The organism is Bradyrhizobium sp. SZCCHNR1015 (assembly GCF_032489875.1).
Taxonomy (GTDB): domain Bacteria; phylum Pseudomonadota; class Alphaproteobacteria; order Rhizobiales; family Xanthobacteraceae; genus Bradyrhizobium.
Genome location: NZ_JAUEYW010000002.1, coordinates 165,177 through 180,548 on the forward strand (window position 1 = coordinate 165,177; position 15,372 = coordinate 180,548).

A 15,372-nucleotide genomic window follows, 5' to 3' on the forward strand; every position below is an offset into this window, starting at 1 on the left:
CGAAAGTCCAACCGGCCGCCGCCGCTACTTGGTCGACAGCACCTCGCCGAACCGCTCCCACTGCTTGCCGGTGAAACGCATGAACTGCACCTGCTCGACCGGGAGGTGGTCGGTCTCTGACGTGTTGACCTTGATGCCCGGCAGCAGCATCGGCAGTTCGAGATCCTTGATCGACAGCGCTTGCCGCAAAATGTTCTCGCGCGACAGATCGTTGCCGGCGGCCTTCAGCACGTGCTCCAGCACCATGCCGTTGTTGTAGCCGTTGACGTAGTTGGAATCACGGATGTCGCCGTCGGGCACGTATTTGGCCATGTAGTCGCGCCAGCCCTTGACGCCGGCATCGTCCGCCCAGGCCGGATCGAGCGGGTCCTTCACGTAAGCCGTCGAGATGATGCCGGTGCCGGCCTCGAGGCCGGCCGGCTCCATCACCGACGACATCCACACCGAGACGTTGGTCAGGAACGTCAGCGGGCGCCAGTTGATCTCATGGATCTTGCGGATCGCCTGCGCGGCGAATTTCGGCGTCGCGGCGATGATCAGCGCATCGGCGCCGGTCGATTTCAGCTTCACGATCTGCGAGTCGATGGTCGGCTCGGTCGACTCGTAGCTTGCGATGGTCACCGCGCTGTCGAAGCGCTCGCCGAGCACGTCCTTCAGCCCGGCGAGATAGTCGCGGCCGAAATCGTCGTTCTGCGCGAGAATGGCAAAGGTCGCATCCGGCTTCTTCTGCAGCGCGTAGCGCGCATACATCCGGGCCTCGTTGCGGAACGGCGCCATCACGCCCACCAAGGCCAGCGGAAACTGCTGGGGATCACCGAACTTCGAGGCGCCCGAGGCCACGAACAGCTGTGGCACCTTCTTAGCCGACAGATACTTGGCGATCGCGGTGTTGTGCGCGGTGCCCATGGTCGAGAAGATGAACGACACTTCGTCGCTCTCGACCAGCCGTCGCGTCTGCTCCACGGTCTTGGGCGGCACGTAGCTGTCGTCCAGCGAGATCAGGTTGACCTTGCGGCCGTTGATGCCGCCGCGGTCGTTGACCATCTTGAAATAGGCCACCTCGCCTTTGCCAAGGATGCCGAAGGCGGACACCGGCCCGCTATAGGGCATGGTCTGTCCAATGCGGATCTCGGTGGCGGTGACGCCCGGCTGATCCTCCGCCCGTACGGGTACGGCGAGGACGGACGCGACGACGAACAATCCTGCCGCTGCGATGGCGCTTCGCATGGATACCTCCCTGGTGGCCGCGCTGCCGGCGGCGTTTTAGCGCTCAGCATAGGCGGAGGTTGGGGGGCTGCGCAATTAAAATATATTTTTTAATAAAAATGTACTTTCTGGCTCTGCTAGTGTGAATTGTTTCGCGAAAGTGAGTCGATGTCCGGCAGCGCCACCCAGACCGTCTACGAGCAGTTGCGTGCCAGCCTGCTCGCCGGCCTCTATCGTCCGGAGGAGAAGCTGAAGATCAGCGAGCTCGGATCAGCCTTCTCGGTCAGCACCGGGGCGATCCGTGAGGCGTTGGCGCGGCTCACGGCGGAGGGGCTGGTGACGGCTACGCCGCAGCGCGGCTTTCGCGTGGCGCCGGTCTCGGTGGCCGATCTGCGCGATCTGACCGACATGCGCGTCGAGATCGAGACCAAGTGCCTGCGCCGCGCCATTGCCAACGGTGATCTCGCCTGGGAGACCACGGTCGTTGCCGCGCATCACCGTCTGACCGGGACGCCGATCGCGGCCCATGACGGCAGCTTCTCGCCGGCCTGGATGCTGGCGCACGCCGATTTTCATGCCGCGTTGGCCCAGGCCTGTGGCAGCGCCTGGATGATGCGGGTGCGTGATCTCCTGTTTGCGCACAATGAGCGCTATCTCGATCTTGCCCGCAAGACCGATCGGGGCAACCGCGATGCCGCGCGTGAGCATCGCGAACTGATGGAGGCGGCGCTGGCGCGCGACACCGAGCGCGCGGTGATGCTCATGACGGCGCATCTCGACAAGACCCGGGACACGATCGAGGCGGCGCTGCTCGCAGCGACGGCGATGAATGAGGCGAATTAGGACCCTATCAGGACGCAGACCGCGAACGTCTTCGACGCGATCCGTCCCGAACGGGATGTCACCAGCCGAATGAATGAGGGTAGCCTGACGGCTGTGGCCAATTCATTCTGGGTGACGATGTACTTCCGCTGGAAAGCGTCGCGTAGATGCGACCGCTCGGTGCGACGTGAACCACCATGCCTCAAGCGCGGTCGTTAAGCGCGAGTTCTTACAAAAATTCAACCATCTCGAGCGCGGGCGCTTCCCTCATCCCGACGCAACGGCAATTCCGCCGTCAGTGTTAATCGGGCTTCATGCCGGGCTTGCTGTGTATTCAAGCATGCATTCACCACGCGGCGATCTCTCCAAGTTTGGAAACGTCCCGGTAACGCGCCGTCCCGCTAGTGGCGTCCACTAACGACATTCCTGGAGGAGACATTGATGATGATGAAGATTGCGCGGAAGCTGGTTGGTCCCCATGCGCTCAATTCCGGCTTCGGTCTGGTGACCATGTTCTCGTTGACCGGCGTGGTCGCTTCACTCGTGCTGGTCCAGCACGGGGTGAATGTCAGCCCGCCCGCGATGTTCTGATCGAACCGCTGCCGACCCGGCCCCAGTCGGTAGTTGGTCCGCAGGACTCACCCGTCCCGAGGTGGGCTGCCTGCAACCTCTCTCGAGACAAACTGTCACCGACAGTCATTCGGGCCGTGAACCGGTCTTCCTGGCGCGCGATCCGATCAGCTCGGCGACGAGCGGATTGGCGTAGCGGCGCTGCTGGCTCACGGCAAAGAACTGCTCCTTCAGCGCACTCAGCCGCGCGCGCTCGACGAGCGTGCCGGAGCGCAGCTCGTCGATCACGACGATCGACGGCACCAATGTGACGGTGCCGCTCTCGCGGGCCATCAGGCGCAGCATCGCCATGTCGTCGACCTCGGCGGCGATGATCGGGCGGATCCCGCCCGATCCGACTAGCGCATCGAAGGCCGAGCGCAGCGCGCTGCCTCGGCCGGGCAGGATCACGGGCGTCGTCGCGAGATCCTGCGGAAAGCGGAATCGCGCGGGCCTGGTCGGCTTGCGGCCGACGAGGCTGACGCGCTGTTCGTCGATCAGTGTGTTCTCGAAACTGCTGCGCATGTCCGGCGCTGCCGGATGGTTGGCGAGCACGAGGTCGAGCTTGTGGGAATCGAGCTGCTCCAGGAGCTCGGCGAACTGGCCGGTGCGGATGATCAGCTCAACGTCGACCCGCGCGATCAGCGGCTTCAGGAAGGCGATCTGGAAGTTGCGCGACAGGTTCGCCGCGGCGCCGACCCGCAGCAACTGTCGTCCCGGCCGTAGGCCCGACAGCGTCTCGATCAGCTCATGGCCGGACTTGAACACGCTGCCGGCATAGTCGAGCGCGATGCGCCCGGCCTCGGTGAGCTGCAGAGTGCGGCCGGTGCGCTCGAACAGCTTCTGCCCGAGCTGCGCCTCCAGCGCCTTGATCTGTACCGAGAGAGAGGAGGGCGAGACGTTGAGCCGCTGCGCGGCGCGGCTCATGCTGCCTTCGCTGGCGATGACCCAGAAATAGCGCAGGTGATGGTAGTTCAGGTGCGGCATGGCATCGTTCTATATTTTATAACGATCAGGTTCAATCATTGAAATTTTAAGAAGCATCGTGGGCCGGTAAAGCAGGGGGCAGCCGTCTCATTTGATCAACCTGTCGAGCCGTCATGAACCCGCTCATTCCCTGCCTCGCGGCGCTTGCGCCGCTCACGCTGTGTGTCGCCGCACTTGTGGGCATCCACGCCAGCGCCCGTGACGTTGCTCGCCGCGCGATCCTCGCCGCGGCGATCGCCTTCGGCATCGCGACGGTCGCGAGCCTCGCTGCGGCCGTCGTCGGGGCAGGGCGGACGCCGCTGCTTGGCGGATACGGCCTCGGGCTGTCGCTTCAGCTCGACGCGCTCGGCGCCATCCTCTCGGTTCTCGTCAGCTTCATCGGCATGGTCGTGGTGCGCTACAGCCGCAACTATCTCGACGGCGATCCAGGTCAGGTCCGGTTCACGCGCTGGCTGCTGCTGACCCTCGCCGCGGTGCTGACACTGCTGATCGCGGGCAATCTGGTGCTTCTGCTCGCCGCCTGGGTCGCGACGAGCCTTTCGCTCGGCAAGCTGCTGTTGTTCTACGAGACCCGGCCGGCTGCGATCCGCGCCTCGCGCAAGAAGTTCGTCGCGAGCCGGCTCGGCGACGCCTGCCTCGCACTCGCTGCGCTGCTGCTCTACATCCGGTTCGGCACGCTGGAGATTGCCGGCCTCGTCGCCCACGCCCGGGCGGGCGAGGGGGTTGGCTCGGCGATCGTCACGATTGCAGCGCTCCTGATCGTCGCGACCGCCATGCTGAAATCCGCCCAGCTGCCGCTGCATGGCTGGCTGATCGAGGTGATGGAGACGCCGACGCCGGTGTCGGCGCTGCTGCATGCCGGCATCATCAATGCCGGCGGCTTCCTGGTGCTCAGGCTCAGCGACGTGCTGCTGCTGGCCACGCCCGCGCTCGACGTCCTCGCGATCGTCGGCGGCGCCACCGCGCTGTTCGGCTCGCTGGTGATGCTGACGCAGACCTCGGTGAAGGTGCAACTGGCCTATTCGACGGTGGCGCAGATGGGCTTCATGCTGCTGCAATGCGGGCTCGGCGCCTTCTCCGCGGCGCTGCTGCACATCGTGGCGCACTCGCTCTACAAGGCGCATGCCTTCCTGTCCTCGGGCAGCATCATCGATCTTGCCCGGGCGTCCTGGACACCGAGCCCCGGCGGCCAGCCGCACGCGGCACGGCTGATCCTGGCGCTGGTCGCCGTGATCGGGCTCGCGCTGCTCACCGGGTTCGCCTTCGGCATGACCTTGCGCACCAACCCGGCGCAGATCGCACTCGGCTCGGTGCTGCTGATGGGGCTCGTTCACCTGATGGCCAATGCCATCGACGAGCGGCCAAACACCTTCGTCATTGCCCGCGCCGCGGTCACCGCGGCCGGCGTTGCGATCGTGTACTTCGCGCTGCAGGCCGCGATGGCCTGGCTGGTCGGGGGCAGCATCCCGGCTGCACGGCCGGTCGACGGCATCGTGCCGATGCTGATCGCGGCCGCCGTCGTCGTGTCGTTCGCGGCCGTCACCGTGTTCCAGAACCAGATGATGCGCCGCGCCGACGCGCCGTTCTGGATCGCGGCCTACGTCCACCTGCGCAACGGCCTCTATCTCAACACGCTCGCCAACCGTCTCGTGCTGACCTTAGGGCCGAGGCAGTCGACCGCACGTCTCCCGTCCAACCCGTGATCCGAGATATCCGATGACCCAGGCCGCCCTCGCCATGTCCATGGCCGATCCGCTCGACACCCCCGCCGATGCCGGGCTCATGGCCCGCATCGACAGCGCCTGTCAGCGGGTCGCGCCGCTGTGGCCGCTGAAGCACTTCGTCGCGGTCAATCCGTTCCTCGGCTTCACCGGCCAAAGCTTCGCGGCGACCGCCGCCACCTTCGACCGCGTGGTGCGCACGCGCATGCTGATGCCGCGCGCCTATTACCGGCAGGCGCTCGATGACGGCCGGATCGACGATCCCGCGCTGACGCAGGCTCTCATGTCGCATCCATCCATCGGCATCGACGTCGAACAGCTCAAGCGCAAGGCGCGCGCGGAGGCCGCGCATTCGTCGCCGCCCGCTGTGGTCGCGACCGTCGCCGAGGTGCTCGACCGGCTCGCCGAGGGCGACCGCTTCGTCTCGCTGGTCGCCTTCATGATCGACGAGATCTCGGCGTTCTGCGCGACCTATTTCGACGAGGGGCAGGCGAGCTGGCCGAGCCCGGTGCGGAAGCTGAAGCCCTACGCGGCCTGGCGCAAATTCGCGGCCTACGATCGCAATCCCGAGGCCATGGGCCTTGCCGGATTCCGGAAAGCCGTCGCGGAGCTGCCCGCCGATCCGGTGCAGGCGATCGGCCTGATCGTGGATCGGCTGGGAATCCCAGCTCGGGCCGTCGAGGACTATCTGGTGCGGGCGCTGTTCGATCTCGGCGGCTGGTCGGCCTATGCGCGCTATATCGGCTGGAACGCGCAGCTCGACGGCGGGCGAGACGATACTCTGCTGGAACTGCTGGCCATTCGGCTCGCCTGGGGCTTTGCGCTGTTCCAGGCACGCACCGACGAGGCGTTCAAGACGGCCTGGGCGCAGGCGATGGCCGAGGCGGCCAAGCTGCCGGCCGACCACCGGCTCGAGGAGACGCCCGAGCTTGCGATCGATCTCATTCTGCATGAAGCCTACGAGATCGGGTTCCGCGAGAGGCTCGTCGCGAAGCTCGCCACCCATGGCGCGCAGCGATCGATCACGCAGCTGCCGGCCCGGCCGCTGGTCCAGGCCGCGTTCTGCATCGACGTGCGCTCGGAGATCTTCCGCCGCGCGCTGGAGACCGTCTATCCGGAAGCCGAGACCATCGGCTTCGCCGGTTTCTTCGGCTTCCCGATCGAATACGTGCCGATCGGCCACACCAGAGGCGGCGCGCAGTGCCCGGTGCTGCTGAAGCCCGCCTTCATCGTCTGCGAGGCCGTCAAGGGCGCCGACGATGTCGAGGAGGCTGAGGTGCTTGGCCTGCGTCTGCTGCGGCGGCGCGCCGCCAAGGCATGGAAGTCGTTCAAGGTCTCGGCCGTGTCGTCGTTCTCCTTCGTGGAGGCTGCGGGCCTCGGCTTCGCCGCCAAGATCGCGACCGATAGCGCCGGCGTCACACGGCCGGTGCCGTCGCCGGTCGTAGATGGTCTCGATCCGGAGGTCGCCTCGCGGGTGATGCCGCAACTGACGCCCGGCGAACTCGGCGGGCGCGTGACCGGCTTCGACGACGTGCAGCGCGTCGCGATGGCGGAGGCGGTGCTGAAGGCGATGTCGCTGACCGGGCCGTTCGCGCGGCTCGTGCTACTGGCCGGCCACGGCAGCACGACGGTCAACAATCCGCACGCCTCCGGGCTCGATTGCGGCGCCTGCGGCGGTCATACGGGCGAAGCCAACGCGCGTGTCGCGGCAGCCGTGCTCAACGACCGGCGCGTCCGCGAGGGCCTCCGTGCCAAGGACATCGACATTCCCGCCGACTGCTGGTTCATCGGCGCGCTGCACGACACCACCACCGATGCGGTCACGCTGTTCGATGAGGACGACGTTCCGGCGGCGCTCGCGCAGGACCTCGCGCGGCTGAGGGCGCGGCTGACCGAGGCCGGACGGCTGGCGCGGCTCGAGCGCAGCGCGCTGCTCGGCATCCGCGACGCCTCGGATGTCGACGAGGCCGTCGTCGCGCGCACCCGCGACTGGTCGCAGGTGCGGCCGGAATGGGGGCTCGCCGGCAACGCCGCCTTCATCGCCGCGCCGCGCAGCTTCACCCGCGGGCTTGACCTCGGCGGCCGCGTCTTCCTGCACTCCTACGAGGCGGGGCGCGACGAGGGACATCGGACGCTCGAACTGATCATGACGGCGCCGATGGTGGTCGCGAGCTGGATCAATCTGCAGTACTACGGCTCGACCGTGAACAATGCCGCCTTCGGCAGCGGCAACAAGGTGCTGCACAACATCGTCGGGCAACTCGGCGTGCTCGAGGGCAATGCCGGCGATCTCCGGGTCGGACTGCCCTGGCAGTCGGTGCATGACGGCACCCGCTTCATCCACGAGCCGGTTCGCCTGAACGTGTTCATCGCCGCGCCGGAGAGTGCGATGGACGAGATCATGCAACGCCACCAGGGCGTCCGCGATCTCGTCGCCAACGGCTGGGTGATGCTGCATTCGCTGAGCGAGCAGGGCACGACCATCCGGCGGTGCCTACGCCCCGGTCTCTGGAGAGCGGCATGACGCGCTGGCGCGCCTCGCCGTCGGCAAGGCGCGCCGCTTCACATCCTCACAACGTCTTCAGATATTCGATGAGGTCCCAGCGCTCGTCCTCCGAGAAGGCACCGCCGATGATGCCGTTCGGATAATCCTTGTTGGGCTTGGTCGGGCCTTCGAAGGAATGACCGAGCGTGCTGTTGCCCTTGATCGGCTTGCCGTTGGAATCATTGGCCATGAACAGCGTCTGTCCGACCTTGCACGCGCTCTCGCCGCCCTTCGGCACGGCGAAGCCGACCGGCTTCGGGTCATAGTCGCGCGCGCCCTGGCAGAACGACGTCGGCCGCTCGGCAGCCGGCGTCAGCAGCCAGTACAGCGACGGCACTGAGCCGTTGTGTAGATAGGGCGCGGTCGCCCAGACGCCGTTGAGCGGGCGGGCGCGATAGCTCTTGCCGGCCGGGTTGGGGCAGTTCCTGCGATCGCCCCACAATGCGGCCCGCTCTGCCTCGGAGAGCTTGCGGTCTTCCATCCATTTGTCACTGGCCTTCTGCACGACGGCCATCAGCGCCAGCGCATAGGGCATGTCCGTGGTCGAGTCCTGCGGCAGGTTGCAGCCCTTCAGGTCCTTGGCCGGATCGACCTCGAGGAAGCCTGCCACCCTGACCTTGCGGTTGGCGAGAATGCTCGCCTGTCCAGGGTCGGTCTGCATCGCGTCGACCGGCTTCTGCACGAGGTCGAGGATCGGGCCCTTGGCATTCCAGCCCTTGCTCTCCCAGTCATCGGCCGGCTTGATCTTCCAGAAGCTCTTGTCCGGATAGGTCTTGTCGAACACGGTGTCGGCGACCGGGCCGAGATGGCACTCGACGCAGATCGTTGCATAGAGCTTCCGGCCGCGTTCGACGCGGGCCGGATCGATCTTCCAGGCGTCGTCGCCGGCGAACAGCTTCTCCGGCCATTTCGGCGAGGTCAGCCCGCCGAAGGCGGGCGTCGTGGTTGCGAACGGATCGGGACCGCGCAGCATGTTCTCGATGTAGAGCAGGTTCTCGATCGCCATAGACGAGCGCCACAGCTTGTCCCGTGCGGTCTCCGGCGAGAGGTTGATCTGTGCAAACACGCCGAGCGCCTCGCCGGCATTGCGGATCAAGGGCTGCGCGATCGAGCCGTCATACTGCGCCCAGGAGAACCACGGCACCGTCCAGATGGGCGGATACGACACCGGCGCGTCGATGGCCTCCTGGTTGCCGAGCATGTTCGGCAGGCCGCTCACGGCCATGTCGAGATAGAACACCTGGTTGCCGATGCGGTTGAGTGCATCGAGCCTGCCGAAGCCTTCCTCGGTCTCGATCTGCTTCTTGGCCTTGATCGTGTCCTTGTAGTTCTTGGCCTGCATGTTGAGCGCGAAGGAGGTCGCGTCCTTCAGCCCCTTCTTCAGGGCGTCGCGATCGGCATCGGTTGCATTGGGCCCAAGCACGCGATCGGCAAAGCGCGAGAAGCGTCCGGGCACGTATTGCGTGAAGATCATCGCAAAACCCATGGCTTCTTCCAGCTTGCGCAGGTCGACCATGCCGGGGCCGCCGTCGAAGCGCACGCTCACGCCTTTGTAGTGAATGCTGCCGGCGTGGCAGGCCGCGCAGGTGAGGCCGATCTTGTCGGATTGCGGCGCACCGGTGGTGGGATCGGCAGCGCCAGTGAGCCGCGCGAAGCCGACCGGCAGGCCGCCTTCATTGCCGGCCGGGGTCGGCTTGAGGCCGGCGGGCAGCGGCGCGGCGGGTTCGGTCTTGGCAGCCGTGGCGGCGTAGCCGAACGGCCGGAGGACGCTTGGGTCGCCGTCGACGCTCTTCGGGCTCGGGATGAAGCCGAAACGTTCGAGATAGGCGCTGTCGGAGATCAGGCCGGGCGTGCCGAACGGCGTCAGATAAGGCTGCTCCATCGCCATGAACCAGGCGTAGGGAATCGGGAAGGTCGCGGTGCCCTGCGTCACGTGGTGAAACCAGTGCCGGTCCTGCGTGCTCCAGCCCTGGTCGAGCCAGTAGGCCGCCTTGGTCGGCTCGGTCTCGGGCAGCGCGGGCGGCACCAGGGCCGCGGCATCGGACGGCAGGATGGAGCGTAGCTTGTCGCTCACCGCGTCCGGCGCGGCCACCCAGAGCAGCAGCAGCGCCAGCGCCGCGGCGACCGCGCCGCCGACGAGCGCCTTGCCGATGCGCCAGACGATGTTCGCGGGCTTGGGTTTGGCCATCAGCCGCGCGGCGATACGCTGCGGCAGGCGACGCTCGACGAACAGCGTGCGGACCTCGGCGACCGAGAGATAGCGGCCATCGCCGTCGCCCTTGCCGAGGATGTTCAGCAGCACCGGCCATTCGCCCTGCATCAGGATCGGGAAGTACCAGCGTGCCTGGTCGCCGTCGCGCGTCAGATTGGCCTTCATGAAGGTCTGGATCTGGGCCGCGTTGAGGCCGCGCTCGGTGCCCCCGTTGGGATCGGGATAGTCGCTGCCAAAGCTTGCGAAGCGGTCGATCTCCTCGGGATGGACCTTGGCCTCGGCGTCGAGGATGCGCGAGCCGCCGCCATGCTTGTCGAGCGGACCGTTGCGCAACTGGTCGAGATCGGCGCCGGACCACAGGCTCTTCAGGAGCCGCAGCGGCGACAGGCCGTTCGCGATCAGCGCCACGCCGAAGGTCTCGATGCCGACGAGCCGCTTCTTGAAGCCGGTCTCGCCGCTTGCCGCCTCGACCCGGTCGCCGATGGTCTTCAGCGGGACGCTGTGGCCGTCGACGAAGCCGCCGGCGACGAGCGCGCGCAGGAAGGGGCACGGGTTGTCGGACGAGACCGGAAGCTGTCCGGGCAGGGCGTCACGGGCGCGGGCGCTGTCTTCTTGCATCGAAGAACATCCTTGGAAAGCACCTGAGTGATGAAAACGAAATCACGCAAACAAACGAAGGCGGCGCCGAATTGCGCCGAGGAACGGGCGGGTCGGCCGCCGTCTGAACGCTACAATGCAATCGTGAATGATTGGAGTAACCCGCCCAAGTGTCAACCTCAAGTGTCAACCTCAAGTCGCGATCGCGCTATTCGCCCGCGAATTTGGCCTTGGTGTCCACGAGGGTGAGCTTGGTCAACGGGATGCCGGCCTTGGTGAGGCCGTCGCGATAATGCGCGATGTCAGCAGGATTGCGCCAGCGGATGTTGCTCAGGAGGCGCTCGATCGTCATCCACGGATGCTGGCTCAAAAGCGCCGCGACGGCCTCGCCGGCTTCGACCGAGCGTCCGAGCTGCGCCAGCGCGGCGGCGCGGATCGCGAGGCACTGAAGATGGTTCGGATTCTGATAGTGCGACTCCCGCGCCCAGGACAGCGAGGCGTCGTACTGGCCGAGCATGTAGTGGCTGAACGCGCTCAGCACCGACCATTGATAGCGCGGATCGCTGTTGCCGCGCTGGGCAGCGACCGAGAACAGCTCGATCGCCTGACGGTGCTCGCCGCCGACGAGATGGCAGACGCCAAGCACGCCGCGCGCACCCATGTCATAGGGATTGAGCTGCAGCGCCTTGCGCGCCGCCTCCATCCCGGCCTCGACCCGGCCCTGCATGGCATGGACATAGGCCAGCAGCGAATAGGAGAACGACGAGCGGGAATCGAGCCGGACACCGGCCTCGGCCAGCGCCATTGCCTCGTCCCACAGCTCCCGTGAATTCCTGATCCAGCCGAAATGGATGCCCTGCAGCAGGATGGTGCCGAGATAGGTGTGGGCGATCGCGAGACCTGGGTCGATCCTGATCGCCTCGCGGAACAGCGCGATCGAGCTCTCGTAGTCGGCCTTGGTCGGTTGGTAGTAGTGCGACAGCCCGCGTAGGAAGCGGTCCCACGCCGTGAGGTCGGTCGTCTTGGACCGCACCGGCACCGCGGCCTCGGCGCGGTAGATCTCGGGGATCAGCGCGGTGCACAGGTTGGCGGTGATGTCGTCCTGCACGGCAAACAGGTCGCCGATGTCGCGGTCGTAGCGGCCGGCCCACAGCTGCTCGCCGTTCTCCGGCGCGACCAGCTCGGCGGTGACCCTGATCTTGTCGCCGGAGCGCCGCACCGATCCCTGGATGAGATAGGTCGCATCGATCTCGCGTGCGATCAGGCGGGCGCTCATGCCGGCATGCTTGAAGGCGAAGGTGGAGTTGCGGCTGAGCACCCGGAAGAACGACTGCAGCGACAGCGCATGGATGAGGTCCTCCGCCAGGCCGTCCGAGAAGTACTCGTCGGTCTCGCCGCTGAGATTGGCGAATGGCAGCACGCCGACGATGGCGGTCCGGTATTGCGCCGGCAGGGCCGTGGCGGACCGCTGCTCGCGTCTCTTCTCCGGCGAGGACGGATCCCAGGTCCAGACGTTGATCGTGTCTTCGATGTTCTTGAAGCGGAACGGCCCGCGGTCGACGAAGGTGACCGTGAGGTGCTTGCTGGCTTCCTGGTAGGCCTTGTGGGAGACGGCAATTCCGCCAGGCGGTGCTGCGGCTTCAAGTCGCACCGCAGTATTGACGCCGTCGCCGAATACCTCGTCCTCATCGAAGATGACGTCGCCCATGTTGAGGCCGAGGCGAAACTGCATCACGCGGTCGGCCGGCAAATGAGCATTGCGCTCGGCCATCAGCTTCTGCACCTCGACCGAGGCCGCGATGGCGCCGACGACGCTCGGAAATTCCAGGAGAAACCCGTCCCCTGTGTATTTCACGATGCGGCCGCCGTGATTGAGGATGATCGGGTGGATGGCGCCGCGATGCGCCTTGAACGCGGCATGGGTTCCCGCCTCGTCGGCGCCCATCATCCGCGAGTAACCGACCACATCGGCACAGACAATCGCGGCCAGCCGTCTCTCCATTCCGTCTTTGCTCCCACACACGGCGATACCACGGCAACAGCGGTCGAATCCAATCAATTTGCGGAAGCAATGTGTAGGCCATGTGGCGGGCCGGCACCATGCGGCCCGATTGGCTCAAACCAGCCCGGCCCTGATCAGTCCGTCGCGGTAGTGATCGATATCCTCCCGGCGTTTCCATCGGATGTTCTTGATGTGGCGGTCGAGCGTCAGCCAGGGATATTGCGCGCGCAGCACGTCGACGGCGTCGCCCGCCTGATCGGTCGCGCCAAGCTGCGCCAGGGTCGCCGCGCGGATCGTCAGCGCCTGCAGATGGTTCGGGTAGAGAAACAGCTCCTCGCGGGCCCAGGACAACGCGGCCTCATAGCGGCCGAGCAGGTAGTGGCTGTAGGCGTTCAGCGCCGGCCATTGGTAGCGCGGATCGCTGTTGCCGCGCTGGGCCGCGATCGAGAACAGATCGATCGCCTGCTGGTGCTCGCCGTTGACCATATGGCAGAGCCCGAGCACTCCGCGCGCGCCCATGTCGTAGGCATTGAGCTCGGTCGCCTTGCGCGCCGCCTTCATGCCGTCCTCATGGTCGCCCTGCATGGCCTGCACGAAGGCAAGGATCGCATAGGCGAACGACGAGCGCCCGTCGAGCCGCACGCTGTCCAGCGCCAGATTTTTCGCCTCGTCCCAGAGCTCGCGCGAGCCCTTGATCCAGCCGAAATTGATACCCTGCATCAGAATGGTCGCAAGATAAGCGTGGGCGAGCCCGAGAGTGGGATCGAGCGCAATCGCCTGCCGAAACAGCGAGATGGAGATCTCGTAGTCGGCCTTGGTCGGTCGGTAGTAGTGCGACAGACCGCGCAGGAAGCGGTCCCAGGCGGTCGGGTCGGTCGCCGGCGCACGGACCGGAATCGAGGCTTCAACACGATAGATCTCCGGCATCAGCGCCGCGCATAGGCTGGTGGTGATCTCGTCCTGCATCGCGAAGAGATCACCGACGTCGCCGTCGTAGCGACCGGTCCACAATTGAGCGCCGGTCTCGGGCGCGATCAGCTCCGCCGTCACGCGGAGCTTGTGACGAGAGCGCCGCACCGTTCCCTGAATCAGGTAGGTCGCATCGATCTCGCGTGCGATCAGGCGGGGATTGAGGCCGCGGTCCCTGAAGCGAAACGTCGAGGTGCGGCTCAGGACGCGAAAGAACGATTGCAGCGACAGCGCATGGATCAGGTCGTCCGCGAGCCCGTCGGCGAGATACGCGTCGGCGCCGTCGGAGAGGTTGACGAACGGCAGCACGCCGACGATCGCGGAGCGATATTGCGGCGGCAGGCCGGTGACGCTCGTCCCGCTCCGGATCGCCGCGCTACCCGGCTCCCATGTCCACGCCTGCACCGGCTCCTGAAGGTTCTTGAACTGAAAGCTTCCGGCGCTGGTCAGCTTGATGGGCAGTTGCGGGCCGGCCTCTTCATAAGCCTTGGCCGAGACGGCAACACCGCCCGGGACGGCGATCGATTCCAGATTGACGGCGACATTGATGCCGTCGCCGAAGGCCTCGCCGTCATCGACCGTGAACTCACCCTGATGGATTCCCAGCCGGAAGCGCATGTTGCGGTCGGACGGCAGATCGGCGTTGCGCTCCGCCATCAGGGACTGCATCTCGATCCCGAACTGGATGGCGCTTGCGGCGGTGGCGAATTCCAGCAGAAAGCCGTCGCCGGTGTGTTTGACGATGCGGCCGGCGTGGTTGAGGATGATCGGATGGATGGCGCCGCGATGAGCCTTGAAGGCGGCGTGCGTGCCGTCCTCGTCGATACCCATCATGCGTGAATAGCCGGCGACGTCGGCGCAAAGGATGGCGGCGAGGCGTCTTTCCATCACATCGTGCTCCCGCCTCGCGCATACCACGGCCGAGGCGGCCGAATCCAACGCTTTTCCGGAACCCATCGCGGCACCTCGCCATGCGGCCCCGCGCCGGCCTCTGCGGGGCGAGACGGCAATGCCGAGGCCAGGTATGGTTAGATCAGTATTGTTAGGAAATGCTCAATCATGCTCGGCATTCACGATCTGCCTTTGTTTCTTGTCTCCGGGCTGCTGCTCAACATCACGCCGGGTCCCGACACCGCCTATATCGTCGGCCGCAGCGCGCAGATGGGCTGGCGCGGCGGGGCCGCTGCCGCCTTCGGCATCAGCACGGGCTGCCTGGTCCACGTGTTCGGAAGCGCGATCGGGTTGTCGGCGCTGCTCACAGCCTCTGCCACGGCCTTCGCTGCGGTGAAATGGGCCGGTGCGGCTTATCTGGTCTATCTCGGCATCACGCAGCTTCTGGCGCGGCGGCCGGACGCCGCCGGGGCGAGTGATGCGACGTCGATGCCGGTGGTGACGCTGCGCCAGGCGTTCTGGCAGGGCGCGCTCACCAACATCCTCAATCCGAAGGTCGCGATGTTCTTCCTCGCCTTCCTGCCGCAATTCGTCGCAGCCGAGGCGCCGCACAAGGCGATCGCCTTCCTGCTGCTCGGCACGATCTTCATCGTCAACAGCACGATCTGGTGCCTCGGCGTCACCGTCGTCGCGGCCCGTGCTGCGCGCCGCGTGCGCGGCTCGTCCGCCACACTGCTCTGGCTCAACCGCGCGATCGGCGGGCTGCTGATCTATCTCGGGGTCCGGATCGCGATGCTCGAGGCGCGCTGAC

At 66.2% G+C, this 15,372-nt stretch carries 10 protein-coding genes; 5 read left to right on the forward strand and 5 right to left on the reverse strand.

The window, feature by feature from the left end:
* Positions 1–24: 24 nt before the first annotated feature.
* Positions 25–1,227 carry an ABC transporter substrate-binding protein gene (locus tag QX128_RS04505; RefSeq protein WP_316236794.1) on the reverse strand — a complete coding sequence of 401 codons (1,203 nt, stop codon included), beginning with the start codon at positions 1,225–1,227 and terminating at the stop codon, positions 25–27.
* A gap of 147 nt (positions 1,228–1,374) precedes the next feature.
* On the opposite strand from QX128_RS04505, the gene QX128_RS04510 reads away from it, so the two are divergent.
* Both QX128_RS04510 and QX128_RS04515 read left to right on the forward strand, forming a co-directional pair.
* A complete protein-coding gene (locus QX128_RS04510; RefSeq protein WP_316236795.1) occupies positions 1,375–2,049 on the forward strand; it encodes a GntR family transcriptional regulator in 675 nt (224 codons plus the stop codon).
* Between the two features lie 420 nt (positions 2,050–2,469).
* Positions 2,470–2,619, forward strand: coding sequence for a hypothetical protein (locus QX128_RS04515; RefSeq protein ID WP_316236796.1), 150 nt, complete (start codon positions 2,470–2,472; stop codon positions 2,617–2,619).
* Between the two features lie 105 nt (positions 2,620–2,724).
* Here QX128_RS04515 and QX128_RS04520 read toward each other — a convergent pair whose 3' ends face one another.
* Positions 2,725–3,624 carry a LysR family transcriptional regulator gene (locus tag QX128_RS04520; RefSeq protein WP_315801823.1) on the reverse strand — a complete coding sequence of 300 codons (900 nt, stop codon included), beginning with the start codon at positions 3,622–3,624 and terminating at the stop codon, positions 2,725–2,727.
* 113 nt (positions 3,625–3,737) lie between these two features.
* On the opposite strand from QX128_RS04520, the gene QX128_RS04525 reads away from it, so the two are divergent.
* Positions 3,738–5,327 (forward strand): NADH-quinone oxidoreductase subunit L, encoded by a 1,590-nt coding sequence (locus QX128_RS04525; RefSeq protein ID WP_316236797.1) that lies wholly within the window; start codon positions 3,738–3,740, stop codon positions 5,325–5,327.
* A gap of 13 nt (positions 5,328–5,340) precedes the next feature.
* Positions 5,341–7,869: a DUF2309 domain-containing protein gene (locus QX128_RS04530; protein ID WP_316236798.1), complete on the forward strand. Its 2,529-nt coding sequence runs from the start codon at positions 5,341–5,343 to the stop codon at positions 7,867–7,869.
* 46 nt (positions 7,870–7,915) lie between these two features.
* Here QX128_RS04530 and QX128_RS04535 read toward each other — a convergent pair whose 3' ends face one another.
* The 3 genes from QX128_RS04535 to QX128_RS04545 form a co-directional block, all read right to left on the reverse strand.
* Positions 7,916–10,720, reverse strand: a complete 2,805-nt coding sequence (locus tag QX128_RS04535; RefSeq protein ID WP_315801826.1) for a di-heme-cytochrome C peroxidase — start codon at positions 10,718–10,720, stop codon at positions 7,916–7,918.
* 187 nt (positions 10,721–10,907) lie between these two features.
* Positions 10,908–12,701: an adenylate/guanylate cyclase domain-containing protein gene (locus QX128_RS04540; protein ID WP_315801827.1), complete on the reverse strand. Its 1,794-nt coding sequence runs from the start codon at positions 12,699–12,701 to the stop codon at positions 10,908–10,910.
* 114 nt (positions 12,702–12,815) lie between these two features.
* Positions 12,816–14,558, reverse strand: a complete 1,743-nt coding sequence (locus tag QX128_RS04545; protein ID WP_316217172.1) for an adenylate/guanylate cyclase domain-containing protein — start codon at positions 14,556–14,558, stop codon at positions 12,816–12,818.
* Positions 14,559–14,729: 171 nt separating this feature from the next.
* On the opposite strand from QX128_RS04545, the gene QX128_RS04550 reads away from it, so the two are divergent.
* Positions 14,730–15,371, forward strand: a complete 642-nt coding sequence (locus tag QX128_RS04550) for a LysE family translocator (protein WP_316236799.1) — start codon at positions 14,730–14,732, stop codon at positions 15,369–15,371.
* Position 15,372: the final 1 nt, after the last annotated feature.

Coding starts and splice junctions, on each gene's coding strand:
- QX128_RS04550 (WP_316236799.1), top strand. CDS start 14,730: ATGCTCGGCATTCACGATCTGCCTTTGTTTCTTGTCTCCGGGCTGCTG.
- QX128_RS04515 (WP_316236796.1), top strand. CDS start 2,470: ATGATGATGAAGATTGCGCGGAAGCTGGTTGGTCCCCATGCGCTCAAT.
- QX128_RS04530 (WP_316236798.1), top strand. CDS start 5,341: ATGACCCAGGCCGCCCTCGCCATGTCCATGGCCGATCCGCTCGACACC.
- QX128_RS04505 (WP_316236794.1), bottom strand. CDS start 1,227: ATGCGAAGCGCCATCGCAGCGGCAGGATTGTTCGTCGTCGCGTCCGTC.
- QX128_RS04535 (WP_315801826.1), bottom strand. CDS start 10,720: ATGCAAGAAGACAGCGCCCGCGCCCGTGACGCCCTGCCCGGACAGCTT.
- QX128_RS04540 (WP_315801827.1), bottom strand. CDS start 12,701: ATGGAGAGACGGCTGGCCGCGATTGTCTGTGCCGATGTGGTCGGTTAC.
- QX128_RS04520 (WP_315801823.1), bottom strand. CDS start 3,624: ATGCCGCACCTGAACTACCATCACCTGCGCTATTTCTGGGTCATCGCC.
- QX128_RS04545 (WP_316217172.1), bottom strand. CDS start 14,558: ATGGAAAGACGCCTCGCCGCCATCCTTTGCGCCGACGTCGCCGGCTAT.
- QX128_RS04510 (WP_316236795.1), top strand. CDS start 1,375: ATGTCCGGCAGCGCCACCCAGACCGTCTACGAGCAGTTGCGTGCCAGC.
- QX128_RS04525 (WP_316236797.1), top strand. CDS start 3,738: ATGAACCCGCTCATTCCCTGCCTCGCGGCGCTTGCGCCGCTCACGCTG.